General features: G+C 72.9%; 27 protein-coding genes and 1 riboswitch. Of the genes, 8 read left to right on the top strand and 19 right to left on the bottom strand.

Features of this window, described 5'->3' with window-relative positions; translation table 11 throughout:
* The first annotated feature begins 49 nt into the window (after nt 1-49).
* The 5 genes from ACFP6A_RS10420 to ACFP6A_RS10400 all read left to right on the top strand — a co-directional run bounded on the left by ACFP6A_RS10420 (nt 50) and on the right by ACFP6A_RS10400 (nt 1355).
* Nucleotides 50-292 (top strand): type II toxin-antitoxin system Phd/YefM family antitoxin, encoded by a 243-nt coding sequence (locus tag ACFP6A_RS10420; RefSeq protein ID WP_379603448.1) that lies wholly within the window; start codon nt 50-52, stop codon nt 290-292.
* On the top strand, nt 289-663 hold the full coding sequence (locus ACFP6A_RS10415) for a type II toxin-antitoxin system VapC family toxin (protein ID WP_379603447.1): 375 nt from the start codon (nt 289-291) through the stop codon (nt 661-663). Before ACFP6A_RS10420 ends, ACFP6A_RS10415 begins: the two co-directional genes overlap by 4 nt.
* A 159-nt stretch (nt 664-822) precedes the next feature.
* Nucleotides 823-969: a hypothetical protein gene (locus tag ACFP6A_RS10410; RefSeq protein WP_379603446.1), complete on the top strand. Its 147-nt coding sequence runs from the start codon at nt 823-825 to the stop codon at nt 967-969.
* Complete coding sequence (locus tag ACFP6A_RS10405) at nt 966-1175, top strand: hypothetical protein (RefSeq protein ID WP_379603445.1); 210 nt, start codon at nt 966-968, stop codon at nt 1173-1175. The genes ACFP6A_RS10410 and ACFP6A_RS10405 overlap by 4 nt, the downstream gene beginning before the upstream one ends.
* A 3-nt stretch (nt 1176-1178) precedes the next feature.
* Entirely contained in the window at nt 1179-1355 is a 177-nt protein-coding gene (locus ACFP6A_RS10400) for a hypothetical protein (protein ID WP_379603444.1), read from the top strand.
* Between the two features lie 441 nt (nt 1356-1796).
* On the opposite strand, the gene ACFP6A_RS10395 is transcribed toward ACFP6A_RS10400, so the two are convergent.
* The 5 genes from ACFP6A_RS10395 to ACFP6A_RS10375 form a co-directional block, all read right to left on the bottom strand.
* The gene (locus ACFP6A_RS10395; protein ID WP_379603443.1) at nt 1797-2903 is read right to left on the bottom strand and encodes a glutamate--cysteine ligase; all 1107 of its coding nucleotides are present in this window, start codon (nt 2901-2903) and stop codon (nt 1797-1799) included.
* Nucleotides 2904-2907: 4 nt separating this feature from the next.
* The gene (locus ACFP6A_RS10390; protein ID WP_379603442.1) at nt 2908-3333 is read right to left on the bottom strand and encodes a hypothetical protein; all 426 of its coding nucleotides are present in this window, start codon (nt 3331-3333) and stop codon (nt 2908-2910) included.
* Nucleotides 3326-3685 carry a hypothetical protein gene (locus ACFP6A_RS10385; protein ID WP_379603441.1) on the bottom strand — a complete coding sequence of 120 codons (360 nt, stop codon included), beginning with the start codon at nt 3683-3685 and terminating at the stop codon, nt 3326-3328. Before ACFP6A_RS10385 ends, ACFP6A_RS10390 begins: the two co-directional genes overlap by 8 nt.
* 79 nt (nt 3686-3764) lie before the next feature.
* Nucleotides 3765-3929, bottom strand: a complete 165-nt coding sequence (locus ACFP6A_RS10380; protein ID WP_379603440.1) for a hypothetical protein — start codon at nt 3927-3929, stop codon at nt 3765-3767.
* 115 nt (nt 3930-4044) lie between these two features.
* A complete protein-coding gene (locus tag ACFP6A_RS10375) occupies nt 4045-7449 on the bottom strand; it encodes a pyruvate carboxylase (protein ID WP_379603439.1) in 3405 nt (1134 codons plus the stop codon).
* A 63-nt stretch (nt 7450-7512) separates the two neighbouring features.
* On the opposite strand from ACFP6A_RS10375, the gene ACFP6A_RS10370 reads away from it, so the two are divergent.
* The gene (locus tag ACFP6A_RS10370) at nt 7513-7977 is read left to right on the top strand and encodes a PPOX class F420-dependent oxidoreductase (RefSeq protein WP_379603438.1); all 465 of its coding nucleotides are present in this window, start codon (nt 7513-7515) and stop codon (nt 7975-7977) included.
* A 49-nt stretch (nt 7978-8026) separates the two neighbouring features.
* Here ACFP6A_RS10370 and ACFP6A_RS10365 read toward each other — a convergent pair whose 3' ends face one another.
* From ACFP6A_RS10365 to ACFP6A_RS10355, 3 genes are read right to left on the bottom strand one after another with little or no spacing between them, the layout of a single operon-like run.
* Nucleotides 8027-9031 carry a cytochrome d ubiquinol oxidase subunit II gene (locus ACFP6A_RS10365; protein WP_379603437.1) on the bottom strand — a complete coding sequence of 335 codons (1005 nt, stop codon included), beginning with the start codon at nt 9029-9031 and terminating at the stop codon, nt 8027-8029.
* Nucleotides 9028-10440 carry a cytochrome ubiquinol oxidase subunit I gene (locus ACFP6A_RS10360; protein WP_379603436.1) on the bottom strand — a complete coding sequence of 471 codons (1413 nt, stop codon included), beginning with the start codon at nt 10438-10440 and terminating at the stop codon, nt 9028-9030. Before ACFP6A_RS10360 ends, ACFP6A_RS10365 begins: the two co-directional genes overlap by 4 nt.
* A gap of 60 nt (nt 10441-10500) precedes the next feature.
* Nucleotides 10501-11988, bottom strand: coding sequence for a glutamate-cysteine ligase family protein (locus ACFP6A_RS10355; RefSeq protein ID WP_379603435.1), 1488 nt, complete (start codon nt 11986-11988; stop codon nt 10501-10503).
* A gap of 298 nt (nt 11989-12286) precedes the next feature.
* Here ACFP6A_RS10355 and ACFP6A_RS10350 point away from each other — a divergent pair, with 298 nt between their 5' ends.
* Entirely contained in the window at nt 12287-12820 is a 534-nt protein-coding gene (locus ACFP6A_RS10350) for an HAD family acid phosphatase (RefSeq protein WP_379603434.1), read from the top strand.
* 82 nt (nt 12821-12902) lie between these two features.
* Here ACFP6A_RS10350 and gcvP read toward each other — a convergent pair whose 3' ends face one another.
* Nucleotides 12903-15794 carry an aminomethyl-transferring glycine dehydrogenase gene (gene gcvP, locus ACFP6A_RS10345; RefSeq protein ID WP_379603433.1) on the bottom strand — a complete coding sequence of 964 codons (2892 nt, stop codon included), beginning with the start codon at nt 15792-15794 and terminating at the stop codon, nt 12903-12905.
* 80 nt (nt 15795-15874) lie between these two features.
* A riboswitch (glycine riboswitch) is annotated at nt 15875-15979 on the bottom strand.
* Nucleotides 15980-16045: 66 nt separating this feature from the next.
* On the opposite strand from gcvP, the gene ACFP6A_RS10340 reads away from it, so the two are divergent.
* Nucleotides 16046-16867, top strand: coding sequence for a ParA family protein (locus ACFP6A_RS10340; RefSeq protein WP_379603432.1), 822 nt, complete (start codon nt 16046-16048; stop codon nt 16865-16867).
* A gap of 8 nt (nt 16868-16875) precedes the next feature.
* Here ACFP6A_RS10340 and ACFP6A_RS10335 read toward each other — a convergent pair whose 3' ends face one another.
* The 10 genes from ACFP6A_RS10335 to ACFP6A_RS10290 form a co-directional block, all read right to left on the bottom strand.
* Entirely contained in the window at nt 16876-17457 is a 582-nt protein-coding gene (locus ACFP6A_RS10335; protein WP_379603431.1) for a MerR family transcriptional regulator, read from the bottom strand.
* A 165-nt stretch (nt 17458-17622) separates the two neighbouring features.
* A complete protein-coding gene (locus ACFP6A_RS10330; RefSeq protein WP_379603430.1) occupies nt 17623-18114 on the bottom strand; it encodes a bifunctional nuclease family protein in 492 nt (163 codons plus the stop codon).
* Nucleotides 18115-18154: 40 nt separating this feature from the next.
* Nucleotides 18155-18907 carry a MerR family transcriptional regulator gene (locus tag ACFP6A_RS10325; RefSeq protein ID WP_379603429.1) on the bottom strand — a complete coding sequence of 251 codons (753 nt, stop codon included), beginning with the start codon at nt 18905-18907 and terminating at the stop codon, nt 18155-18157.
* Entirely contained in the window at nt 18904-19407 is a 504-nt protein-coding gene (locus tag ACFP6A_RS10320) for an FHA domain-containing protein (RefSeq protein WP_379603428.1), read from the bottom strand. The genes ACFP6A_RS10325 and ACFP6A_RS10320 overlap by 4 nt, the downstream gene beginning before the upstream one ends.
* Nucleotides 19408-19524: 117 nt before the next feature.
* Nucleotides 19525-19911, bottom strand: coding sequence for a glycine cleavage system protein GcvH (gene gcvH, locus ACFP6A_RS10315; RefSeq protein WP_379603427.1), 387 nt, complete (start codon nt 19909-19911; stop codon nt 19525-19527).
* A gap of 67 nt (nt 19912-19978) precedes the next feature.
* Nucleotides 19979-20749: a DUF881 domain-containing protein gene (locus ACFP6A_RS10310; RefSeq protein ID WP_379603426.1), complete on the bottom strand. Its 771-nt coding sequence runs from the start codon at nt 20747-20749 to the stop codon at nt 19979-19981.
* On the bottom strand, nt 20746-21078 hold the full coding sequence (locus tag ACFP6A_RS10305) for a small basic family protein (RefSeq protein WP_379603425.1): 333 nt from the start codon (nt 21076-21078) through the stop codon (nt 20746-20748). The genes ACFP6A_RS10310 and ACFP6A_RS10305 overlap by 4 nt, the downstream gene beginning before the upstream one ends.
* Nucleotides 21075-21968: a DUF881 domain-containing protein gene (locus tag ACFP6A_RS10300; protein WP_379603424.1), complete on the bottom strand. Its 894-nt coding sequence runs from the start codon at nt 21966-21968 to the stop codon at nt 21075-21077. Before ACFP6A_RS10300 ends, ACFP6A_RS10305 begins: the two co-directional genes overlap by 4 nt.
* A 10-nt stretch (nt 21969-21978) precedes the next feature.
* On the bottom strand, nt 21979-22581 hold the full coding sequence (locus tag ACFP6A_RS10295; RefSeq protein ID WP_379603499.1) for a CDP-alcohol phosphatidyltransferase family protein: 603 nt from the start codon (nt 22579-22581) through the stop codon (nt 21979-21981).
* 34 nt (nt 22582-22615) lie between these two features.
* The gene (locus ACFP6A_RS10290; RefSeq protein ID WP_379603423.1) at nt 22616-23722 is read right to left on the bottom strand and encodes a CapA family protein; all 1107 of its coding nucleotides are present in this window, start codon (nt 23720-23722) and stop codon (nt 22616-22618) included.
* Nucleotides 23723-23818: the final 96 nt, after the last annotated feature.

Below are 23818 nucleotides of genomic sequence, written 5' to 3'. Positions count from 1 at the left end.
CGCGACGTGTACCGAGGCCAAGCTTGGCCACGGTGCCTAGAGTGGTGACATGACGACGGTGAACATCGGGCAAGCCAAGACAGAGTTGTCCCGGCTCATTGCACTGGCCCTCGCAGGAGAGGACGTCGAGATCGCGAAGGACGGCGTCCCAGTGGTCCGACTGGTCCCGCTGGACCAGACGAAGCCGGGCGCCCGGTTCCTCGCCGCTCGAGGCTCGCTCGCAGGACGGATCCGGGTCGGCGACGACTTCGAGTTCACCGACGCTGAGCTTGAGGAGATGCTCGACCCGTGAGGCTGCTCCTCGACACCCATGTCGTCCTCTGGCAGCTCTCGGGCGAACGTGAGCTGTCGGCGCCGGCCCGGGACGCGATCGAAGCGGCCGACGACCTGTTGCTGAGCGCGGTGTCATTCGCGGAGATCGGGATCAAGGCTGCGGTGGGGAAGTTGGACGTCCCCGACGACTTGCAGGGGAAAGTCTCCGATGCCGGCGTTCGAGTTCTCGCTCTTTCGCCGGCCCATGGGCTGCACGTTTCTCATCTTCCCGTGCATCACCGCGACCCATTCGACCGACTGATCATCGCCCAAGCCATCATGGAGCGCCTGACCGTCGTCACGGCCGATACTCGTTTCCAGGCTTACGGAATCCGCCTACTGGCTACGTAGTAGCGGGCGAGAAGTGACGGCGATGGAATGTCTCGCCTGAGGTGCCACGATGTGCTACGTGCGCACGATCAGCCAACGGGAACTGCGCAATGACAACGCGGAGGTGATGCGCAGCGTCGAGCAGGGGGAGTCGTTCACGGGACCCGCCGAGGTGTGCCCGTGGCACGCCTGTCGCCGATCAGCCCGGAGTCGGACCTGCAGTGCGTACGGCCCGCCACGTCCTCGACCAGTGCTGCCGGTCGGCGGCGCGTGCAGCTGCCCATCAGCACGACGGCGCTGCTGGGCGACCTGCGCGGTGACCGGTGAGCCGCTGGTACCTGGACACATCCGCGGCGTTGAAGCTCATCATCGAGGAGGTCGAGTCGGACGCGCTCGCCGGCGTCATCGACGAGGAGACCCCTGAGCTGGTGGCCTGCCTGCTCCTGGAGACGGAGCTGCGGCGCGCCATGCACTGGCATCCCGCCCTCAATCAGGAGCTGGCGTCCGACGTCCTCGACGGGGTCTCGCTGTAGGAGGTGCCCGGCTCCCTGTTCCGAGAGGCCGGTCTGCTGCCCGGTGCGCAGCTGCGGTCACTGGATGCTCTTCACCTGACCGCGGCCGTGCGGCTGTCGGTGGATGCCGTCGTCACCTACGACGCCCGAATGATCGATGGTGCGCGCGGCCTCGGGCTGCGCGCCCTCTCGCCCACCTGAGAGACGCCGTTACCGATCATGGTCGGCCGACCGCGCGGACAGTCCCTGTCGGCGTCCGGCGAGGGCGTCGCTGGGCGTGGCCATGATCGAGGCCCGCCCGACTTGATAGCCGATAATGGACATTATGTCACTCCGATCTGAGAGGCGCACGCTCCCGGGATATCGGTTCCCGCCCCCACACGTCGCGCAGAGAGGACGACGTGACTCGGACTGCAGCAGGACGCGGTCCGCCGACGTCATCGGCTCCTCGTCGCCGACATGACGGCCGGTGAAGACATCCCAGCACGTGTCCGACCCGAGGCGAATGGATGTGATGAGGGCCGGGACCGGGCGCTGAGCATAGGCGGAACTAGCGAGCCGGACGGCCAACGACCAGGTCACGCAGGCAACCTGGTCGTGCTCAGTATGCACATCGCTGGCGCGCCGTGGCCTTCTCCGCCCTCAGCCGACGACGGTGTTCCGGACGGCCATCCGGACGACGTCCTGCAGCCTGCCGGTCCGCTCGTACGTCTCACGCTGTCGGGCAGCGCCGTTGCCCCGCTCCCACAGGTCCTGCAGCAGCGACCGCACGGTGCCCAGGTCTCCGTCGTCGTCGAGCGCATCGCTGACATGGTCGACCAGCGCGGTGAGGACGTGCCCTGCCGGCGCCGACCGCAGGTTCCTCGGGTCGACGAGCGTGTCGCGCAGCCCGGAGCGCGCCGCCCGCCAGTTCGCCGCCCGCAGGATCTCCGTCCGGACTGCCGGGACCGGTTCCCCCGCCGCCGCCTGCCGAGCAGCGGTCTCGACGAGGCCGCGGGACAACGCGGCCAGCAGCACGGTGTCGTCCGGGTGCAGACACACGTCGCTGACCCGGACCTCGACCGTCGGGTAGTCGGCCGACAGCCGCGCGTCGAAGTACGTCATCCCCCGGTCGAGCAGCGTCCCGCTCGCGATCAGGCTCTCGATGGTGCCGTGGTAGCCATCGGCGGACCCAAACGGCTCGTAGGGACCGGCCGAGGGCCAGCGGCCCCACACCTGGGTGCGGAAGCTCTCGTAACCACTGTCGGCACCCTGGTAGAACGGGGAGTTCGCCGAGATGGCGATGAGCACCGACAGCCACGACCGGAGCCGGTCCAGGACGGCGACGCCTTCCTCGTCGTCGGCGACCTCCACGTGCACGTGGCACCCGCAGGAGAGCTGCTCGGCAGCGGTCAGCCCGAACTCCCGGGCCATCCGGCGGTACCGCCGGCTCGGGGTCAGTGTCGGCTCGGCCGGCAGCGGCGTCACCGCCAGCGCCGCCAGCTCGACCCCCGCCTCGTGAGCTGCGTCGGCGGCCGCCCGGCGGTAGCGGCGCACCTCGGCGGCGACGTCCTCCAGGCGGCGCCGAGGCCGGGTGGCGGACTCCACCTGCTCCTGCTGGAGCTCGGCCTCCACCTCTCCCCCAGGCCCGTCGTCCCTGCCCAGCCGCTGCGCCGCGCGGCCCAGCACCGCTCCGGCGAGGGCCTTGGGCCGGCCCGTGGCAGGGTCGACGAGGAGCAGCTCCTCCTCCACACCCAGCTGTCGCGTCATCGGGTCAGTGTCGTGGGCGCCGCAGTCCGGTGCGTCGCAGCCACCACAGCCCCACGACCGGCAGCACGAGCGGGACGTAGCCGTACCCGGCGCCGAACTGCGACCACACCGTCGCCTCCGGGAACGCGGCCGGCACCAGGACGCTGATCAGACCGACGACGAGCACACCGACCATCTCGACGGACACCGCCACGACCGCGACCCGGCGGGACGTCGTCCCGCCACGGGCCAGCGCGACGGTGGCGACGATGTAGACGGCCGCCGCGAACCCGGACAGGAGGTACGCGACCGGCGCCGCCGCGAAGTCGGTGGCGATCTGGACGCCGGCCCGGGCGCTGGCGGAGACCGCGAACACCGCGTAGACGGCGACCAGCAGCCGGCCGAAGCCGGCTCCGGTCTCCCCCGGCCGCGTGCTCGGCGACTCAGCCACCGGCGCTCCAGATCTGCTCGAGGCGCAGCACGAGCACCGCGACGACGGCGCCGGCCAGGGCCAGGACGCCGTTGCCCCACCGGCTGCGCTCCCCGATCGCCCAGAACGCGCCGACCGGCAGCAGCAGGACCGCGGTGAGCCAGTAGCCGATGAAGGTGATCGAGTCGACGCCGTCAGCCTGGCCGAGCCGGACGACGCCCACGACGGCGGCGACCATGAGGACGACCTCGACGACCGCCGTGACGAGCAGCTGCGGCCCGCTGACCCGACGTCCCAGCACCGTCTGCACCACGGCCCAGAGCGCGACGACCAGCGCCGCGACGACGAGCCCGGTGGTCAGTGCGGGAGTCACGGGCCGAGGATAGGGAGCCGGCCCGCACGCCTCTCCCCCGGCCTTCCGTCCGGGGACGACGGTCAGCCCGGGGCGACGGTCAGCGTTCCGGCAGGACGCCGTGCGCGGCCGCCAGCCGGTTGAGCTCCTCGAGCCGCCCCTCGTGCACGATGGCGTCCTGGACCTCGCCCTCGGCCCGTGCCCGCTCCAGAGCCGTGCGCGCCTCGGCGATCGCCGTGGTGATGGCCTCGACGAACTCCGGCATGGTGCCTCCTCGGGGAGCCGCTGACCCGCTGCGGACCACGTCATGGTCGCAGACAAGTCAAGAACAGGTAAACCAGGCGCGCCTGGAGGACCGTGTCGCCGTCGTGGCGTTCGGGTCAGGCGGGGTCGAGGACGAGAACGAGGTCCCCGCCCTCCACCTGCTGCACCCCGCCGACCGCCAGCCGGCTCACGGTGCCCGCCACGTGGGCGGTGATCGACGCCTCCATCTTCATCGCCTCGATGGTGGCGACCGTCTGCCCGGCCTCGACGACGTCCCCCTGGGCGACCACCGGGGTGACGACGCCGGAGAACGGTGCCGCCACGTGCCCCGGCGCGCTCGGGTCGGCCTTCTCGGCGGACTTGACGTCCACCTGCACCGACCGGTCCCGCACCTGCACCGGACGCAGCTGGCCGTTGAGCGTGCACATCACCGTGCGCATCCCGCGCTCGTCGGCGTCCCCCACCGCCTCCAGCCCGGCGAGCAGGCTGACGCCGCGTTCAAGGGTGATGACGTGCTCACGGCCCGGCTCAAGCCCGTAGAGGTAGTCCAGCGTGTCGAGCACCGACACGTCCCCGTAGGTGGACCGGACCTGCCGCAGCGACTCCGTCGGCCCGGGGAACAGCAACCGGTTGAGGGTCTGCTGGCGCTCGCGGCCCGGCCGCTGGAGGCCGGCCTCGTCGTCGGCGTCCAGGTCGGCGGCCCGGCGAGGAGCCGGCCGGCCCTGCAACGCGCGCGTGCGGAAGGGCTCCGGCCAGCCGCCGGGCGGGTCGCCGAGCTCACCGGAGAGGAACCCGATGACGGAGTCGGGGACGTCGAACTTCTGCGGGTTCTCGGCGAACTCCGCCGGGTCGGCGCCGACGGCGACCAGGTGCAGGGCGAGGTCGCCGACGACCTTGCTCGACGGGGTGACCTTGACCAGCCGGCCGAGGATCCGGTCGGCGGCGGCGTACATCTCCTCGATCTGCTCGAACTTCTCCCCCAGGCCGAGCGCGATCGCCTGCTGGCGCAGGTTGGACAGCTGGCCGCCGGGGATCTCGTGGTCGTACACCCGGCCGGTCGGCGACGGCAGCCCGGACTCGAACGGCGCGTAGACGCGGCGGACCGCCTCCCAGTACGGCTCGAGGTCCATGACCGCGCGCAGGTCGAACCCGGTGTCCCGCTCGGTGTGCGCCAGCGCGGCGACCAACGCGGACGCCGGCGGCTGGCTGGTCGTCCCCGCCATCGACGCGCTGGCGACGTCCACGGCGTCCACGCCGGCGTCGACGGCCGCGAGCAGGGTCGCGAGCTGCCCGCCGGCGGTGTCGTGGGTGTGCAGGTGGACCGGCAGGTCGAAGCGCTCGCGCAGCGCGCCGACGAGGGTGCGGGCCGCCGGGGGCCGCAGCAGCCCGGCCATGTCCTTGACGGCGAGCACGTGCGCGCCCGCCTCGACGATCTTCTCGGCCAGCCGCAGGTAGTAGTCGAGGGTGTAGAGCCGCTCGCCGGGGTCGGTGAGGTCTGCGGTGTAGCACACGGCGACCTCGGCGACCGCCGTGCCGGTGGCGCGGACGGCGTCGATGGCCGGCCGCATCTGGTCGACGTCGTTGAGGGCGTCGAAGATCCGGAACACGTCGATGCCGACCTCGGCCGCCTCCGCGACGAACGCGTCGGTCACCGCTGTCGGGTACGGGGTGTAGCCGACGGTGTTGCGGCCGCGCAGCAGCATCTGCAGGGCAAGGTTCGGCATCGCCTCGCGCAGCGCGGCCAGCCGCTCCCACGGGTCCTCCCCGAGGAAGCGCAGCGCCACGTCGTAGGTCGCCCCGCCCCAGCACTCCACGCTCCACAGGCCCGGCGTCGTCCGGGCGACGTAGGGCGCGACCGCGAGCAGGTCGCGGGTGCGCACCCGGGTGGCCAGCAGCGACTGGTGGGCGTCGCGGAACGTCGTGTCGGTGACGGCCACCGCGGTCTGCTCCCGCAGGGCCCGGGCGAACCCCTCCGGCCCCAGGTCGCGCAACAGCTGGCGCGTACCCGCCGGCGGTTCGCGCTCCAGGTCGCACGGCGGCAGCTTCGTCGTGGGCGCGAGGGACGCGGGGGCGTCGCCGTGGGGCCGGTTGACCGTGACGTCCGCCAGCCAGGTCAAGAGCTTGGTCCCCCGGTCCGCCGGGGTGCGGGAGGTGAGCCGGTCGAGCCGCTCGTCGATGAACGCCGTCGACAAGTCCCCGGCCAGGAACGCCGGCTCCTCGACGACCGCCTGCAGGAACGGGATGTTCGTCTGCACACCGCGGATGCGGAACTCGGCCAGCGCGCGCCGAGCCCGGCTGACCGCCGTCGGGAAGTCCCGGCCCCGGCAGGTGAGCTTGACGAGCATCGAGTCGAAGTGGGCACTGATCTCGGCGCCGGTGTCCGCGGTCCCGCCGTCCAGCCGGACGCCGGCCCCGCCGGCCGATCGGTACGCGGTGATCTTCCCGGTGTCCGGCCGGAACCCGTTCGCGGGGTCCTCGGTGGTGATCCGGCACTGCAGGGCGGCGCCGTTGACCCGCAGGCTCTCCTGGGCGATGCCGAGGTCGGCGAGGCTCTCCCCGGACGCGATCCGCAGCTGGGACTGGACGAGGTCGACGTCGGTGACCTCCTCGGTGACCGTGTGCTCGACCTGGATGCGCGGGTTCATCTCGATGAACACGTGCTGGCCGGCGCGCGGCCCCTCGGTCTCGACGAGGAACTCCACGGTGCCGGCGTTGACGTAGCCGAGCCGGCGCGCGAAGGCGACCGCGTCCCGGCACAGCGCGTCGCGCAGAGCGGGGTCCAGGTACGGCGCGGGCGCGATCTCGACGACCTTCTGGTGCCGGCGCTGCAACGAGCAGTCCCGCTCGAAGAGGTGAACCGTCTCACCGGAGGCGTCGGCGAGCACCTGCACCTCGATGTGGCGGGGTCGCCCGACCGCCTGCTCGAGAAAGACGGTCGGGTCACCGAAGGCACCCTCCGCCTCGCGCATCGCCGTCGCCAACGCCTCCGGCAGCGCGCGCTCGTCGTCCACCCGGCGCATCCCCCGGCCCCCACCCCCGGCGACCGCCTTGACGAAGACCGGGAACCCGACGTCCGAGGCCGCGGCGAGCAGCTCGTCGACGTCCGCGGACGGCTGGCTGGACCGCAGCACCGGGATCCCCGCCTCGCGGGCCGCCGCGATCGCTCGGACCTTGTTGCCGGCCAGCTCCAGGACCTGCGGCGGCGGACCGACGAACGTGATCCCGGCGTCCTCGCACGCCTCGGCGAGCCGGGGGTTCTCCGACAGGAACCCGTAGCCGGGGTACACCGCGTCCGCCCTGGACTCCTGCGCCACCCGGACGATCTCCGCGACGTCCAGGTAGGCGCGCACCGGGTGGCCGCGCTCGCCGATGAGGTAGGACTCGTCGGCCTTGATCCGGTGGACCGCGTTGCGGTCCTCGTAGGGGTACACCGCGACCGTACGGGCGCCCAGCTCGTAGGCCGCGCGAAAGGCGCGGACGGCGATCTCGCCGCGGTTGGCGACCAGGACCTTGGTGAACACTGCGCCTCCTCGGGACCGGCTCCGGTCCGCGGAGGCTACCGAGGTACCTGGTAGACCAGGAACATGGCACGCACGATCGCAACCAGCACCACGGTCGACCGCGAGGGTCTGCTGGAGTTCGCTCGCACCCGGCACCACGCGGTGCTGCTGACCCGTCGCCGCGACGGATCCCCCCAGGCGTCCCCGGTGACCTGCGGGGTTGACTCCGAGGGCCGGTTCGTCGTGTCGACCTACCCGGAGCGGGCCAAGACGGCGAACGCCCGACGCGACCCCCGAGTCTCCCTCGTCGTGCTGTCCGAGGACTGGGACGGTCCGTGGGTGCAGGTCGACGGCACCGCCGAGGTCCTCGACATGCCCGCCGCGCTTGAACCGCTCGTCGAGTACTTCCGCTCCATCTCCGGTGAGCACCCCGACTGGGAGGAGTACCGGGAGGCGATGCGCCGGCAGGGCAAGTCGCTGATCCGGGTCACGCCGCAGCGCTGGGGCCCGGTCGCCACCGGCGGGTTCCCGGCCAGGCTGGCCGACTGACACCCTGCTGCGGGCGAGGCTCAGTGCCGGCTCCGCGGGCGGGGTGCGCCTAGTGCTGCGTCCACGCCTCGCTCTGGGTCAGCCGCAGCAGGTACACCAACGGGGGCAGGACGATGACGCCGGCCAGGACGGCCACGAGCAGGAGCGCACGCATGGTCGCCGGGGCCCCGGCCGCCTGCTCGATGGTCAGCTCGTCGACGAGCAGCCACGGGTACTGCGCGACCCCCCACCCGAGGATGACCGCCACCACCGCGCCGACGGCGCCGGCACGCGCGGCGGCGTACCGTCGACGAAGAAGGAGCACCAGGCCCGCGGTCCCGGCGACGACAGAGGCCACGATCAGGGGAGCCCCGCGGGTGACGAGGCCCTCGGCGAGCGTCGGTGCGTCGTCCGCGATCGGGAGCAGGACCCCCACGGCCAGCACGCCCGTCACACCGCCGACGACGAGGGTGCGCAGGCGCAGTCTCTCGGCAAGGTCCTCTCGACCGGCGCGGGCCGCGTCGGCGGTCAGGAAGGTGCCGGCGAGGAAGGCGCAGGACGCCACGGTGAGGACGCCGATCAGCAACGAGGTGGGGTTCAGCCAGGACGACCACGCATCGCCCCCGCCGTCGGCGGGCACCCGGCCGGAGGCGATCGAACCTGCCACGGTGCCGAGGAAGAACGGGGCGACCAAGGACGAGGAGGCGAACAGGGCTCCGTGCAGCCGCGCCTCGGCCAGGGTGGCCGAGTACTTGCGGAAGGCGAAGCTCGCCCCTCTCAGCACGATGCCCAGCAGTGCGAGCAGGAGCGGCACGAACAGCGTGGTCATGGCAGCCGCGAACGCCGTGGGGAACCCGGTCCACAACATGACGATCACGTAGATCAACCACACGTGGTTGGCCTCCCAGACGGGTCCGATGCTGTGGTCGACCTGGGTGCGCAGCTCCGCGCCCCGCTCGGCGCTGCCTGCGGTGAGGTCGTAGAAGCCCGAGCCGAAGTCGGCGCCTCCGAGAACGGCGTAGGCGATCACGCCGAGGAACATCGCGGCCGCAACCGCTACCGCCACCGTCGTCATGGCCGCGGCCCCTCGACGTCCGGCTGGTGACCGACCCGAGGAGCCGGAGCGTACGGGCTCGGCAGGTCCTCCTCGCCCTCGCGCCAGCGCCGGGCCATGGACCGCAGGACCACGACGGCTCCGATCGTCATCGCCGTGTACACGACCGCAGTCGTGCCGAGCAGCCACCAGACCCCGTAGGAGTTGGGACCTGCCGCGTCCGTGGTCCTCAGGATGCCGTACACCGTCCACGGCTGCCGTCCGACCTCGGTGGCGACCCAGCCGGCCTCGAGCGCGACGACGGCCAGCGGACCGGTGACGGCGACGAACCGCAGGAACCACGTGCGCTCCAGGAGGTCCCGGCGCCTCCAGCGCAGGAACCAGAACAGCACCACGGCGAGGGCGAGGAGCGTGCCGATGCCGACCATCGTCTGGAACGACCAGTGCACGATGTTGACCGGTGGCCAGTTCTCCGGGGGGATCGTGTCCAGCCCTGGCACCGGCTCGGTCAACGACCCTCTGGCGATGACCGAGCCGAGGACCGGGATGTCCACGGCCCCCTTGACCTCGCCGTCCACGAGCACACCGCCGATCCGTAGCGGCGATGGGCTCTCGGTCGTGGTTGCGAGCTCGAAGGCGGCCAGCTTCGCCGGCTGGCGGTCGACGAGGTCAGTGCCGAGCACGTGGCCGGCGAAGGGCTGGATGACCGCGGCGACGCTGGCGAAGGCGAACGGGATGATGAAACCGACCCGGTGGTGCTCGTCGCGGCGGCCCCGGAGCATCCCGACGGCGTACACGCCGGCGACGGCGAAGCCGACGACCATGTACGCGGCCAGCCACATGTGGAAGAACTGCGGCACGGCGATGTCGTTGAACATCGCCGCCCAGGGGTCGACGTCCGTGACCTCGCCGTCGACGATGCGAAACCCTGCCGGGGCGTTCATCCACGCGTTGACCGAGATCACGCAGAACGTGCCCACCACGCCGGCGACCGTCATGGGGACCAGCATGAGCAGGTGCAGCCGAGCCGGCATGCGCCCCCAGCCGTACAGGTAGATGCCGATGAAGATCGCCTCGACGAAGAACGAGAGACCCTCGAGCGCGAAGGCCAGACCGAGGACGTCGCCGAACCGGCCCATCAGCCCCGGCCACAGCAGCCCCATCTCGAAGCTCAGCACCGTCCCGGAGACCGCCCCGATGGCGAACAGGACGGCCGACACCTTGGCCCAGCGCTGCGCGAGCCGCAGCCCGGTAGCGCTGTCCCGGTACACGCCACGCCAGTGGGCGACGAAGATGATCGCTGGGAAAGCCACTCCGAAGCAGGCCAGGATGATGTGCCACCCCAGCGACAGCGCCATCTGCTGACGCGCCGGCAGCAGACCCGCCGGATCCGTGACGGTCTCGGCGAGAAGGGCCAGTGTCGGCTCCATGAGGCGCGACGATATGGGGCCGTCCGTGGCTCCGCACTTTGTCCTGACTCGACCCGAGTGCTACGGAACCGGCCAGGTGTGCACAGGTTCGTTGCTGTGCATGTGCTCGCAGTACAGCCGCAGCATGCCGGTGAGCGCCTCGGCGCGGTCGGCCCCGCGGTCCTCCAGCGCCTGCACCGTCTCGGTCTGCCAGACAGCGCCGTTGCGTCCGGTCTTCGCGCGGGCCTCGATGACACCCAGGTAACGGTCGCGCACCTCCGGAGCGACACCCCACCGTTCCAGCCCCTCGTGGGCCATCGGCAGCAGCCGGCGCAGGACGAGCTCGTCCGGGGTCACCTCACCGAGGCCGGGCCAGTAGACCGAGGCGTCCATGCCCTGGCGCGCGCAGTTGAGAAAGTTCTCCTCCGCCGTTCCGAAGGTCATCTTCGTCCAGACCGGACGGTCCTCCTCGGCCAGTACTCGTAGCGCCCCGTAGTAGAACGCCGCGTTGGCCAGCACGTCGACGACGGTGGGGCCGGCGGGCAGCGCCCGGTTCTCCACCCGCAGGTGCGGCCGGCCGTCGACGAGGTCGTAGACCGGTCGGTTCCACCGGTACACCGTGCCGTTGTGCAGCCTGAGCTCCTGCAGCCGGGGCGCACCGCCGGCCTCCAGCACGGCCATCGGGTCCTCGTCGGTGACCTCCGGCAGCAGGGACGGGAAGTACCGCACGTTCTCCTCGAACAGGTCGAAGATCGAGGTGATCCACCGCTCCCCGAACCACACCCGTGGGCGCACCCCCTGGTTGCGCAGCTCATCCGGGCGGGTGTCGGTCGCCTGGGTGAAGACCTCGATCCGGGTCTCGTCCCACAGCCGGCGACCGAAGAAGTACGGCGAGTTCGCACCGAGCGCGATCTGCGGCGCGAGCAGCACCTGCGCCGCGTTCCAGCTCGCGGCGAAGTCGGCCGGGGACACCTGCACGTGCAGCTGCACGCTGGTGCACGCCGACTCCGGGGCGATGGACTTCGAGTAGAGGGTCAGCCGCTCGGCACCGGGACCCTCACCGGCGATGTCGATGAGCAGGTCCTCCCCGCGGGCGGTGGAGATGGCGGCGTCCAGGGCGGCGTACCGGGGGGACGTCGTCATCCACTCGCCCTCGAAGTGCTCCGGCATCACCGTCGGCAGGATGCCGGTCATGACGATGTGGGAGCCGGCCTGCTCGGCCTTGGCCTCGGCGGCGTTGAGGGACTCCCGCAGGTGGTCCTCGAGGTCCAGCGCGGCCCGTCCCGGCAGCGGCCGGGGAGCGACGTTGAGCTCGATGTTGTACGCGCCGATCTCGGTCTGGTACCGCTCGTCGGCGATCCGCTCGAGCACCTCGACGTTGGTGAAGGCGGGCTGGTAGTCGGCGTCGACGAGGTTGAGCTCGATCTCCATGCCCGTCATCGGCCGCTCGACGTCGAACGTGGACCGGGCGAGCATCTGCTCGAAGACGTCCAGGCAGAGCTGGACCTTCTCCCGGTAGCGCTGTCGCTGCTCGCGGGAGAACTCCTGGCCGCTGACCTCGTCGCCCACGCTCGACCTCCAGTGCCCCGGCGCTCTCCCGGACCGAGTTGTCCGGCGTCCCCTAGCCTGCCGGTCGGGCGCAGTCTCCACACCTCGGACTGCCACCTCGGCGGGCCCCTCGCGTGACGACGTCCACGCCGAGGCGGTGCGGCCGCCAGTTTGGGGGTGTCGGCCGTGCCAGCACAGAACCGGGCGGCACAGAACCGGGCGGCACAGAATGCTGGGTTCGTCACCCATCTGCCGGCGTGTTGCGCCAGCAACCCAGCACTCTGTGGCCGTGGCCGGCCGCGGAGGGTGGCGGGAGTGCATGATCACGGCGAGAGGGGTGGCGGGATTGCATGATCACCAGGAGAGGGGGGCGGTGGTGCTGGACCTGGACGGCGTGCTCGCCGACACCCGCCACCGGATGCACCACCTGACCGGACGACGCAAGGACTGGGACGGCTTCTTCGCCGCCGCCGTCGACGACCCGGCGCACCCCGAGGGACTCGCCGTGGCCCGCGAGGCGCTCGCCCGCGGCAGCACCGTGATCTACCTGTCCGGCCGCCCCGAGCACCTGCGCCGTGACACGGTGGACTGGCTGCGCTCGGTGGACGCGCCGGACGGCGAGCTCCTGCTGCGCCCCGAAGGCGACCGCCGGCCCGCCCGGCTGGTCAAGGTCGAGGCACTTCGCCGCCTGGCCGACCGCTACCGGCTGGACGTCCTCGTCGACGACGACCCAGACGTAGTCGACGCCGTCCGGTCGGCTCGACCGCCACTGGTGGCGCAGGTGCTCCTCGCCGACTGGCAGCCGCGGCAGGCGACGCTCCACGAGGCCCAGGAGCGGGACGGCCGCACCTGACGATCTCTGGAGGCCTTCCGGGGTCTCAGCCACCTTCGAGACCCCGGAAGGCCTCCAGAGATCGGGTCAGTCAGAGACCGGGTCAGTCGGTGAGGGCCTCGAGCGGGGGGCAGGCGCAGACGAGGTGGCGGTCGCCGTACGCGCCGTCGATCCGGCGCACCGGCGGCCAGTACTTCGCCCGCGGGTCGACGCCACCGGGATACACGGCGGTCCGCCGGTCGTAGGGGTGCTCCCAGGCGCCGACCAGGCTCGCCGCCGTGTGCGGGGCGTTGCGCAGCGGGTTGTCGTCGGCCGGCCACTCCCCCGCCGCGACCCGGTCGATCTCCCGCCGGATATCGATCATGGCGTCGCAGAACCGGTCCAGCTCGGCGAGGTCCTCGCTCTCGGTCGGCTCGACCATCAGCGTGCCCGCGACCGGGAAGGACATCGTCGGCGCGTGGAACCCGTAGTCGATGAGCCGCTTGGCGACGTCGTCGACGGTCACACCGGTCCGCTTGGTGATGTCCCGCAGGTCCAGGATGCACTCGTGCGCGACGAGCCCGCCGCGCCCGGTGTAGAGCACCGGGTAGTGCTCGCGCAGCCGGGCGGCGACGTAGTTCGCGGCGAGCACCGCCACCTGGGTGGCCCGGAGCAGACCGTCCGGCCCCATCAGCCGGATGTACGCCCACGAGATCGGCAGGATGCCGGCCGACCCGAACGGGGACGCGGCCACCGGCCCGACCGGGGCCTCACCCGGGTCGAGGACGTCCGCCGAGGGCAGGTAGGGGGCGAGGTGGGCGCGGACGGCGACCGGCCCGACACCGGGTCCCCCGCCGCCGTGCGGGATGGTGAACGTCTTGTGCAGGTTGAGGTGCGAGACGTCGGCCCCGAAGCGGCCCGGCTGCGCCACGCCGACCAGGGCGTTGAGGTTCGCCCCGTCGACGTACACCTGGCCGCCGACGTCGTGCACGAGGGCGCAGACGTCGGTGATCGACTCCTCGAACACCCCGTGCGTCGACGGGTACGTCACCATGATCGCGGCGAGCCGGTCCCGGTGCTGGTCCACCTTGGCATTCAGGTCGGCCATGTCGACGTTGCCGGCGTCGTCCGTGGCCACGGCGACCACCCGCAGCCCGGCCATCACGGCGCTCGCCGCGTTCGTGCCGTGAGCGGACGCCGGGATCAGGCAGACGTCGCGGCCCTCCTCACCGTTCGCCCGGTGGTAGGCCCGGATGGCCAGCAGCCCGGACAGCTCCCCCTGCGATCCCGCGTTCGGCTGCAGCGACACCGCGTCGTAGCCGGTGATCGCCAGCAGCATCCGCTCGAGGTCGGCGACGAGCGCCCGGGTGCCGGCGGCGTCGGCGTCGGGGGCGAACGGGTGCAGGTCGGCGAAGCCCGGCCAGGTGATCGCCTCCATCTCCGTGGTGGCGTTGAGCTTCATCGTGCACGACCCCAGCGGGATCATCCCTCGGTCCAGGGCGTAGTCGGCGTCGGCGAGCCGGCGCAGGTAGCGCAGCATCGCGGTCTCGGAGCGGTACGCCGAGAACACCGGGTGAGTGAGGTAGGTCGACGTGCGGCGCAGCCCGTCCGGGACCGCCCCGTCCCACCCGAACCACGCGCCCTCGGTGCGGCCGGTGAGCACGGCGACGACGGCGGCGACGTCGTCCGCGGTCGTCGTCTCGTCGCAGGCGACACCGACGTGGTCCTCGTCGACGAGCCGCAGCAGGTAGCCGGCCTGGTAGGCCTGCTCGACGAGGTCGCGGGCCCGCCCTGGCACCCGGACGAGCACGGTGTCGAAGAACGTCTCGTGGACGACGTCCAGCCCGGCGCTGCGCAGCCCCGCGGCCACGGAGGTCGCGTGGGCGTGCACCCGCTCGGCGATCCGCCGCAGACCGTCCGGCCCGTGGTAGACGGCGTACATCGCGGCCATGACGGCGAGCAGCACCTGGGCGGTGCAGATGTTCGAGGTCGCCCGCTCCCGGCGGATGTGCTGCTCGCGGGTCTGCAGGGCCAGCCGGTAGGCGGTGGCACCGTCGGCGTCCCGGGACACGCCCACCAGTCGCCCCGGCAGGGACCGTTCCAGGCCCTGGCGGACGGCCATGTACCCGGCGTGCGGTCCCCCGTACCCGAGCGGGACGCCGAACCGCTGGGTGGTGCCGACGGCGACGTCCGCGCCGATCTCACCGGGCGGGCGCAGCAGCGTCATGGCCAGCAGGTCGGCGGCGACCGTGACGAGGGCTCCCCGCTCGTGGGCGGCGGCGACGAGGCCGGCGTCGTCACGCACGACGCCGCTGGCGCCGGGGTACTGCAGCAGCACCCCGAACACGTCGCCGTCCGGGATCCCGTCGCGCAGGTCGGCGACGACGACCGGCAGGCCCAGGGCCCCGGCCCGGGTCCGCAGCACCGACAGGGTCTGCGGCAGCACCTCGGTGTCGACGACGAGCGCGGCCTGCTGCGAGGCCCGCGAGGCGCGGCGCATGAGCGTCATCGCCTCCGCCGCCGCGGTGGCCTCGTCGAGCACGGAGGCGTTGGCGACGTCGAGCCCGGTGAGGTCGGCGACCATCGTCTGGAAGTTCAGCAGCGCCTCCAGCCGGCCCTGGGAGATCTCCGGCTGGTAGGGCGTGTAGGCGGTGTACCAGGCGGGGTTCTCCAGCACGTTGCGGCGGATCACCCCGGGGGTGTGGGTGCCGTAGTAGCCCAGGCCGATCATCGGCCGCCGGACGGTGTTCGCGGCCGCCAGGGCGCGCAGCTCGTCGAGGACGGCGGCCTCGGACGCCGCGGGCGGCAGGTCCAGCGGACCGTCCATCCGGATGCCGGCCGGGACGGCGGCGGCCACGAGCGCCTCGAGGTCGGGGTACCCCACCACCTCGAGCATGCGCGCGACCTCGGCACCGTCCGGCCCGACGTGCCGGTCGGTGAACCGCTCGACGCGGTGGCCCTCGCTGGCGGGGTAGGGGCTCGTCGTGCGGTGCGGGCTGCTGGTGGGCTGGGTCATCCGGAGGCTCTCCTCGTCACCCGGGCGTCCCGGGTACACGGACCTGCCTCCCCCTCTGTCGCCGGTCGCTCCAGAGTCGCCTCGCCCGCACGGTCCGGGCGCCTGAGAGGTTCCGGGGAGTTTGCCCCTTCGGCGCCCCGTCGCCGGCCCGGGGCCGGTCGCGGGGACTCTCCCGCGCGGGGTCTTCGACACCGCGGACGCTACCAGGGCCGACGCCCCGCCCTCCACGGGGCGCCGGTACCGTGACGCGCGTGCTGGTTCTGAGCGTCGTCAGCCTCAAGGGCGGGGTGGGCAAGACGTCGGTCGCACTCGGGCTGGCCTCCGCAGCCCGGCACCGCGGGGTACGCACTCTCGTCGTCGACCTGGACCCCCAGGGGGACGCGACCACCGGTCTCGCAGTCGACCTGCGCGAGGTCGAGGACGCCGGCGGCGGCCAGACCGCGGACGTCCTGCAGTCCTCCCGTTCCTCCGTCGTCCGCCGAGCGGTCCGGGTCAGCGGCTGGGACGCCGCCCTGGACGGCGACGGGGTGGTGCACGTCCTGCCCGGCGGCCCCCGGACCGCGACCCACGACGTCCCGGAGCTGCACGGCCGGCGGTTGCACCGACTCGGCAACGCCCTGGCGCACCTCGAGGACGACTACCGGCTCGTCATCGTCGACTGCCCGCCGTCCCTCGGCGGCCTGACCCGGGCCGGCCTGGCCGCGGCGGACCGGGCCCTCGTCGTCACCGAGCCGGGCCTGTTCGCCCTCAACGCGGCAGACGGAGCGCTGCGGGCGGTCGCCGACCTGCGCCAGGGCCCGGCGCCGGACCTGCAGCCGCTCGGGATCCTGGTGAACCGGGTGCGCAGCCGCTCGAGCGAGCACGACTACCGGCTCAGCGAGCTCAAGGGGCTGTTCGGACCGCTGGTGCTCTCCCCCATGGTGCCCGAGCGCAGCGCGCTGCAGCAGGCCCAGGGGAGCTCAAAACCGCTCCACGAGTACCCGGGCCACGGGGCCGCCGAGCTGGCCGGTCTGTTCGACCAGCTCCTGGGCCGGGTGCTGCGGGTGCGTCAGCGCCGGCGCCGGCCGGAGTGAGCTGGTTCTCAGCCGGTGCGCCGGCTGCGCCGGACGGCGAGCTCGTCGCCGGGGTGGTCCGCGGGCGGCTCCTCGCCGGCGCGCTCGCTGGGTAGCGCGGCCAGGGAGCCCTCGACCTCCCGCCACACCCGGCCCACGGCGATCCCGAAGACGCCCTGACCGCCCTGGACCAGGTCGACGACCTCGTCGGCGGAGGTGCACTCGTAGACGCTGGCGCCGTCGCTCATCAGGGTGATCTGGGCCAGGTCCTCCACCCCGCGCTCGCGCAGGTGGGCGACCGCCGTCCGGATCTGCTGGAGGGACACCCCGGTGTCCAGGAGCCGCTTGACGACCTTGAGCACGAGGATGTCGCGGAAGCTGTAGAGCCGCTGGGTGCCCGAGCCCGTCGCGGGACGGATGCTCGGCTGCACCAGCCCGGTCCGGGCCCAGTAGTCGAGCTGCCGGTAGGTGATGCCGGCGGCCTTGCAGGCGGTCGGCCCGCGGTAGCCGGAGTCCTCGTCGAGGACCGGCAGGTCGTCGTCGAAGAGGAGTCCCTGCGTCCGTACGGGCACGCCGCGCGCCGTGTCGCCCGTCGCGTCGGTGCCGCTCACGCCGACCTCCCTGTCCTGTCCTGGCACGAGGTCCCACCGGCAGGTGCGGCGGCGGGGCGGTGTCGGGACGCTGTCTGTGCTCGCACGGTACGGCCGGTGGGGGGGCGGGTCAACGAGGCGGCGTTCCTCGCGGCGGGCGTGTCGCCGGACAGGTGACCTTCGACCTCAACCTGAGGTCTGCTCTCCGCCCGGCGGGGACTCGAAGTCCTCGGCACTGACCTGGTCGAGGAACTCGCGGAACTTCTCCACCTCGTCCTCGTCCTCCTCGGGCACCGGGATGCCGCCGGCGTCCAGCACGCTCTCGGCGCCGAGGATGGGACAGCCCACCCGCAGCGCCAGCGCGATCGCGTCGGAGGTGCGCGAGCTGACGGTGAGCCCGCCGTCGAGCACCAGCTCGGCGTAGTAGACGTTGTCCCGGACGTCGACGATGTCCACCCGCTCGAGGGTGCGACCGACCGCCTCGATGACGTCCTTGAGCAGGTCGTGGGTCAGCGGCCGGGGCGGGACGACGCCCTGCTGGGCGAAGGCGATGGCGCTCGCCTCCGGGACGCCGATCCAGATCGGCAGGTAGCGGTCCCCGTCCCGCTCCCGCAGCAGCACGATGGGGTTGTTCGAGGGCATCTCCACCCTCACACCGACGACGTCGAGCTCTCGCACGAGCCCACGGTAACCCCCCGGCGGCAGCCCGGCGACGGGGTCACCCGTTGGGCCCGCCGAGGGCGCTACGCACCAGCGTGGCGTGCAGCCGGACGCACAGCGCCGAGATCTCCCGTGCCACCTCGTCGGCGCGGGCACCCGCACCGGCCTGCCGCTGCCGGCGCAACGGGCTGACGACCTGCTCGACCAGGCCGACCTCCCGGTCGGCCGCGGTGCGGAACGGGCGCAGGTGCCGGGCCTCGATCCCGAAACCGCGCAGCTCGGCCGCCACCGTCGCCACCTCCAGGTCGTCGGCGTCGTACCAGCCGCCCGAGCCGGCGGACACCAGCCCGTAGCTCTCCAGCGCGGTGAGGAGGTCCTCGTCGGCCCCGGCGGCCTCGCACAGCTCGGCGCGGGTGAGCCGCAGCCGGCGGGCCGCGGGCGCGAACCTCTCCGGGCCCGGAGTGGAGTGGTCCGGCACCACGCGGGGGGCACGCGGTGCGCCCCCCGGCAGCTCCGGTGGCTCCAGGCCCCGGTCGAGGGCGTCGAGGTACTCCCGGATCACCCGCAGCGGCAGGTACCGGTCCCGTTGCAGCGCGAGCACGAGCCGGAGCCGTTCGACGTCCTGGGGGGAGAACTTGCGGTAGCCGGACGGCGTCCGCTGGGGCTCCACGAGCCCCTGGTCCTCCAGGAACCGGATCTTGGAGTGGGTGACGTCCGGGAAGTCGGGCTGCAGGGCGGCGAGCACCTCACCGATGGTGTGCAGCCGGGGTTCGCCGCGACCGGCGGCCCGGCGGGAGGCGGCCGTACTCACTGCGCGGTGCCACCGGTGGCGTGACGGTGGGGGTGGAAGGTCATCCGGAACTTGCCGACCTGGACCTCGTCCCCGGCCGCGAGCAGGACGTCGTCCACCCGGTCGCGGTTGACGTACGTGCCGTTGAGGCTGCCGACGTCGCGCAGACGGAACCGGTCGCCCTCGCGGAGGAACTCGGCGTGCTTGCGGGAGACGGTGACGTCGTCGAGGAAGATGTCCGAGGCGGGGTGACGGCCGGCGGTGGTGCGGTCGGAGTCCAGCAGGAAGCGGGCCCCCGCGTTCGGGCCGCGGCTCACGACAAGGAGCGCCGAGCCGGGCGGCAGGGCGTCGACGGCCCGCTGCTCGTCGCGCGAGAGCGTGGTCTGCTCGGCCTCCCCCTCGGCGGCGGAACCACCCCAGGACACCGTGGTGTCGGGCCCGGACCGCTGGGGCTCTGCGGGCGGTTCTGCCTGGGGCTCTGCGGGCGGTTCTGCCGCGGCCGGGTCGTCCTCGGACGCCATCACGACCTCCTCCCCCTGTCTCGTCGGCTCACGCCGTGGTGCGGCACACCCTAACCCTCGCCTGGAGGGTCGAGGTAGACGTGCGACGTCGTCGTCGCGGCTGCTGTCCCGGTGCGGTCAGGACAGGCTCTGGCGGTACCCGTCGGCGTCGAGCAGCCCGTCGAGCGCGGCCGGGTCCTGGGGCTGCAGCTCGAACAGCCACCCGTCGCCGTACGGGTCGGAGTTGACGAGCTCAGGGCTGGCGTCCACGGCGTCGTTGACCGCGGTGACCGTCCCGTCGACAGGCGCGTAGACGTCACTCACGCTCTTGGTCGACTCGATCTCCCCGCAGGGGCTGCCCGCGTTGACGACGTCCCCGACGGCCGGCAGCTGCAGGTAGACGATGTCCCCGAGCGCGTCCTGGGCGTAGGCGGTGATGCCGACCCGAACGACGTCCCCGGCGCGGCGGACCCACTCGTGCTCGGCGGTGTACCGCAGGTCCTCCGGGTACTCGAACTGGGCCATGTCGGGGCTGCTCCTGTCTGCGGGGACTGCTCTACGGACTGCTCTACGGACTGTTCTACGGACTGTTCTACGGGGACGGCGGCGGAGGGGGGGCCACCGGCTCGGCCGGGCGAGCGTACTGAGGCTCCTCGAGCGGCCGCAACGCGTCGATCAGCACCTCGTCGTGCTGGGTGACGACCGCGCTGCCGTCGCGCTCGACCTTGTCCACCACCCCGTCGGGGAAGGACATCGCGGTCGCCAGCGTCTGCGGGTCGCCGATCGCCCGGAACACGTACGGCTGCTCCACGACTCTGCCGTCCACCTCGAGCCGGCCGCCCGGCAGGTCGACGAACGGCGTGCTCGCGACCACGCGCACGTCGTTGACCTGGATCGCCTCGGCCCCGGCGTCCCGCAGCTCCTGGACGACGTCGACGACGAGCCGGGCGTCCACGCCGTCCCCGCGCAGGGTCAGGTGAATTCCCGGCCCCCGGGCCGGAGCGGTGCCGGCGAGGATGGACAGCACCTCGACCCGCTCCTGGGCCTGCAGCCGGGCGGCCTCACGGCTGTCACTGCCGGAGAGCAGCTCGTCCCGCGTCGCGGCGAGCTCAGCGGCCTCCTCGTCCAGCCGGTCGGACCGCTCGGTGACGTCGTCGAGGATGCGCACGAGGTCGGACTGGCGCAGCGTGGACAGGTCGGCCTCGTCCGTGGACCCCACCTGGACGACGAGGGCGAACCCGAGCAGGCCGAGGAGCAGGCCGGCGAGGAGCTGGCCGCGTGAGGCCCGGGGCCGCAGGCTCTCCGCGAGCCGCTGCCAGGCCTGGGACCGCTGAGGGTCCTGCGGGGCGCCGGTGGTGCTCATGCCCGGAACAGGTGCCGGCGGATGGCCGCGGCGTTGGAGAAGATCCGGATGCCGAGGACGACGACGACGCCGGTGGAGAGCTGGGCGCCGACGCCGAGCTGGTCGCCGAGGTAGACGATGAGGGCGGCGACGACGACGTTGGACAGGAACGACACGACGAACACCCGGTCGTCGAAGATCCCGTCGAGGACTGCGCGGAACCCGCCGAACACCGCGTCGAGGGCGGCGACGACGGCGATGGGCAGGTACGGCTGCAAGGCGACCGGCACCGCTGGCTGGAAGACCAGGCCCAGGACGATACCGACGAGCAGTCCGAGCGCCGGGATCACGAGCTCACCTCCGTGGGGTCCATCGTCTCACCGGCGCCCTGCGCCGCGGCGCCGTCGGGCACCTCGGCGTACCGCAGCCGCAGCGTGCCGGTGCCGGGCAGCTCCAGGTGGTCCTCCTCCTGGACCGACACCCGCAGCCCGTACCGGTCCTGGACGAACGCGAGGTAGCTGGCGGCGGAGGACTCGGCGAGACCGGTGCGCAGCGCGGCCGGGTCGCCGATGGCCTGGACGCGGTAGGGGGGCTGCAGCGGCCGGAAGCCGACGAGGACGGCGCCGCCGGCGGACCGGATCGCCGACAGCGACGTCAGTCGCTGGTCGTTGACGGCGATCGCCTCGGCGCCGGCCTCCCACAGCCCGTTCACCGTGACCTGCACGTCGGCGTCCACGACGCGGTCGTCCTCGGCGTCGCTCTCCCGGGGGTCCTCGGCGAGCGGGTCCCGGACCCGGGAGGCGTCGTCCAGGGTGACGACGAGGCCGGGCCCGGTGACCGGGACGACGCCGGCGTCCTGGGACAGCCGGCGAGCCAGCTCGAGCACCTCGGGCTCCCCCTGCAGGGCCTCGGCCTGCAGTGCCTCCACCTCGGCACGCAGCGCGTCGACACGCTCGCGGGTCTCGTCGGCGTGCTCGGACCGGGCGGAGATCTCCTCGAGCAGGATGGTGCGGGCGTCCCCGGGCTCGGGACGGCGCAGGTCGAGCACGGCCGCGCCGAGCAGCGTCCCGGTGACGACCGCGGCGAGGGTCCACAGCACCAGGCGCCGGCCGCGGGTGGGGGGCACCCGGCCTTCTCGGCGGTCCTGCGCCGCGAGGGCGTACCCGGGGTCGAGGGGGTTCTCCATCACCTCGGTCAGCAACGACATCGAGTCGTCGCGGCGACGGGTCGGGGTGCTCACCGGCCGGCCCTCACGCAGGCTCGCCGACGCGGGTGCCGGCGAGCAGCAGGCGCATCTGACGCAGGTAGAGCAGGCCGGCCCACCAGTACAGTCCCGTCCCCCACCAGGCGAACGCCCAGCCGAGGGGGCGGGCAACGTCGCCGACGAGGCCCGGCCACTCCCCCAGCAGGATCAGCGGGAAGGCGTAGAGCAGGTTGAACGTCGCGGCCTTGCCGAGGAAGTGCACGGGCAGTGGCCCGTAGCCGTGCCGCGCGAGCACCGGCATGGTCAGCGCCAGCAGCACGTCGCGGGAGACGATGAGGGCCACCAGCCACCACGGGATGAGGTCCCGCCAGGCGAGGCCGAGGAGGGTGGACAGGATGTAGAGCCGGTCGGCGGCCGGGTCGAGGAGCTGCCCGACCCTGGAGATCTGCTGCCACCGACGGGCGAGGTAGCCGTCCAACCAGTCGGTGAGCCCGGACACGGCGAGGACGAGCAGCGCCCAGCCGTCCTGCTCGGCGACGATGAGGACGGCGAACACCGGGACGAGCAGCAGGCGGAGCAGGCTCAGGGCGTTCGGGATCGTCAGCACCCGGTCCGTCGTCGCGGCATCCACGAGCTGGGACCTCCTGATGCTCACCCCCACTGACGTGCGCAGCCTATGCCAGTCAGCACGTGGAACCGGGAGGCGCCCACCCTGCGGCGGCGTCCTGCTGGGGGCCGGTGGGGTACGGCAGGCCGTCGGTGATCCGCATCGGCTGCCAGCGGGCGTCCTGGACGCCGTCGGCGCCGACCTCCAGGGTCAGCACCCCGGAGGACCGGGCCGGCTCGCGGAAGGCGTAGAACACGAAGTTTCCCAGGCCGTAGTGGACGTAGACCCCGTCCGGACGCCGCTCGGCCGGCAGCGGGACGTGGGCGTGGCTGCCGACGACGGCGTCCGCGCCGGCCTCGGCCAGCGCGTCGGCGAGCTGGATCTGGCGGTCGGTGGGGCAGGCCTCGTACTCGCGGCCCCAGTGGGCGACGACGACGACGACGTCCGCGGTCGCCGCCTCCTGCCGGACGGCGCGCAGCAGCCGGGCCTCGTCCGTGCCCTTGGCGGAGGCCATCCCCGGCCGGTCCCCGCGAGCCACCCAGGCGTCGATCGCGAACGTGTCGAGGACGTCGGTGACTGCGAGCACGGACACGTCGAGCCCGTCGACCGTCGTCCGCAGCGGCGCGTACGCGGCGTCCTCGTCGCGGCCGGCGCCGATCACCTGGACGCCGGCGTCCTCGGCGGCGGTGAGGGTGTCGTGGAGCCCGAGGACCCCGTAGTCCATCGCGTGGTTGTTGGCGAGGGAGACGGCGTCCACCCCCGCGTCGGCGAGGACGTCGAAGGCGCGGTCGTCGGTGCGGAAGAGGTACGTCTTGGGCGCCGGGGTGCCACGGTCGGTGACGGCGGTCTCGAGGTTCACCACGGCGAGGTCGGCGGCGGCGAGCAGGTCGGTGGCCGGGCCGATGCCCTCGGTGAGGGCTCGGCCGGACACGCCCTCGAAGTGGACGTCGCCGGCGACGGCGAGGGTCGCCGTCCCGGTCGGCACCGGCTCGGCGGTCACCACGGCGTCCGCGGGGACGGCGGCCGCGGCCGGAGCGGCGGGAGCGGTCACAGGGGGCCTGGTGGGGGTCCCGGCCGGCTCGGGCGTGCCCACGGCCTCCTGGGCGGCTGCCCCGCCGCTGCAGGCGGCGAGGGTCAGCGCGGCGCAGACGGCCGTGGCGACGAGGCCGGGGCGGGCAGGCACAGGCAGGTCCCCCTGGGTGGTCGTGGTGTGGCTGTGTTGTGTGTGGCTGTTTGCGTGTGTGCGTCTCGGCGCGGGCCAGCGACGGGCCGGCGCGCC

It is taken from the genome of Quadrisphaera sp. GCM10027208 (genome assembly GCF_042658805.1).
Classification (GTDB): Bacteria; Actinomycetota; Actinomycetes; order Actinomycetales; family SCSIO-59966; genus SCSIO-59966.
The sequence above is the reverse complement of the archived record's forward strand: the minus strand, read 5'-3'. Positions and strand labels throughout refer to the sequence as shown.

What these genes read in the sequence shown, in the direction of transcription:
- ACFP6A_RS10370 (WP_379603438.1), top strand. Translation starts at nt 7,513, where the DNA reads ATGGCACGCACGATCGCAACCAGCACCACGGTCGACCGCGAGGGTCTG.
- gcvP (WP_379603433.1), bottom strand. Translation starts at nt 15,794, where the DNA reads ATGACCCAGCCCACCAGCAGCCCGCACCGCACGACGAGCCCCTACCCC.
- ACFP6A_RS10310 (WP_379603426.1), bottom strand. Translation starts at nt 20,749, where the DNA reads ATGAGCACCACCGGCGCCCCGCAGGACCCTCAGCGGTCCCAGGCCTGG.
- ACFP6A_RS10320 (WP_379603428.1), bottom strand. Translation starts at nt 19,407, where the DNA reads ATGGCGTCCGAGGACGACCCGGCCGCGGCAGAACCGCCCGCAGAGCCC.
- ACFP6A_RS10420 (WP_379603448.1), top strand. Translation starts at nt 50, where the DNA reads ATGACGACGGTGAACATCGGGCAAGCCAAGACAGAGTTGTCCCGGCTC.
- ACFP6A_RS10395 (WP_379603443.1), bottom strand. Translation starts at nt 2,903, where the DNA reads ATGACGCGACAGCTGGGTGTGGAGGAGGAGCTGCTCCTCGTCGACCCT.
- ACFP6A_RS10380 (WP_379603440.1), bottom strand. Translation starts at nt 3,929, where the DNA reads ATGCCGGAGTTCGTCGAGGCCATCACCACGGCGATCGCCGAGGCGCGC.
- ACFP6A_RS10350 (WP_379603434.1), top strand. Translation starts at nt 12,287, where the DNA reads ATGATCACGGCGAGAGGGGTGGCGGGATTGCATGATCACCAGGAGAGG.
- ACFP6A_RS10365 (WP_379603437.1), bottom strand. Translation starts at nt 9,031, where the DNA reads ATGACGACGGTGGCGGTAGCGGTTGCGGCCGCGATGTTCCTCGGCGTG.
- gcvH (WP_379603427.1), bottom strand. Translation starts at nt 19,911, where the DNA reads ATGGCCCAGTTCGAGTACCCGGAGGACCTGCGGTACACCGCCGAGCAC.
- ACFP6A_RS10360 (WP_379603436.1), bottom strand. Translation starts at nt 10,440, where the DNA reads ATGGAGCCGACACTGGCCCTTCTCGCCGAGACCGTCACGGATCCGGCG.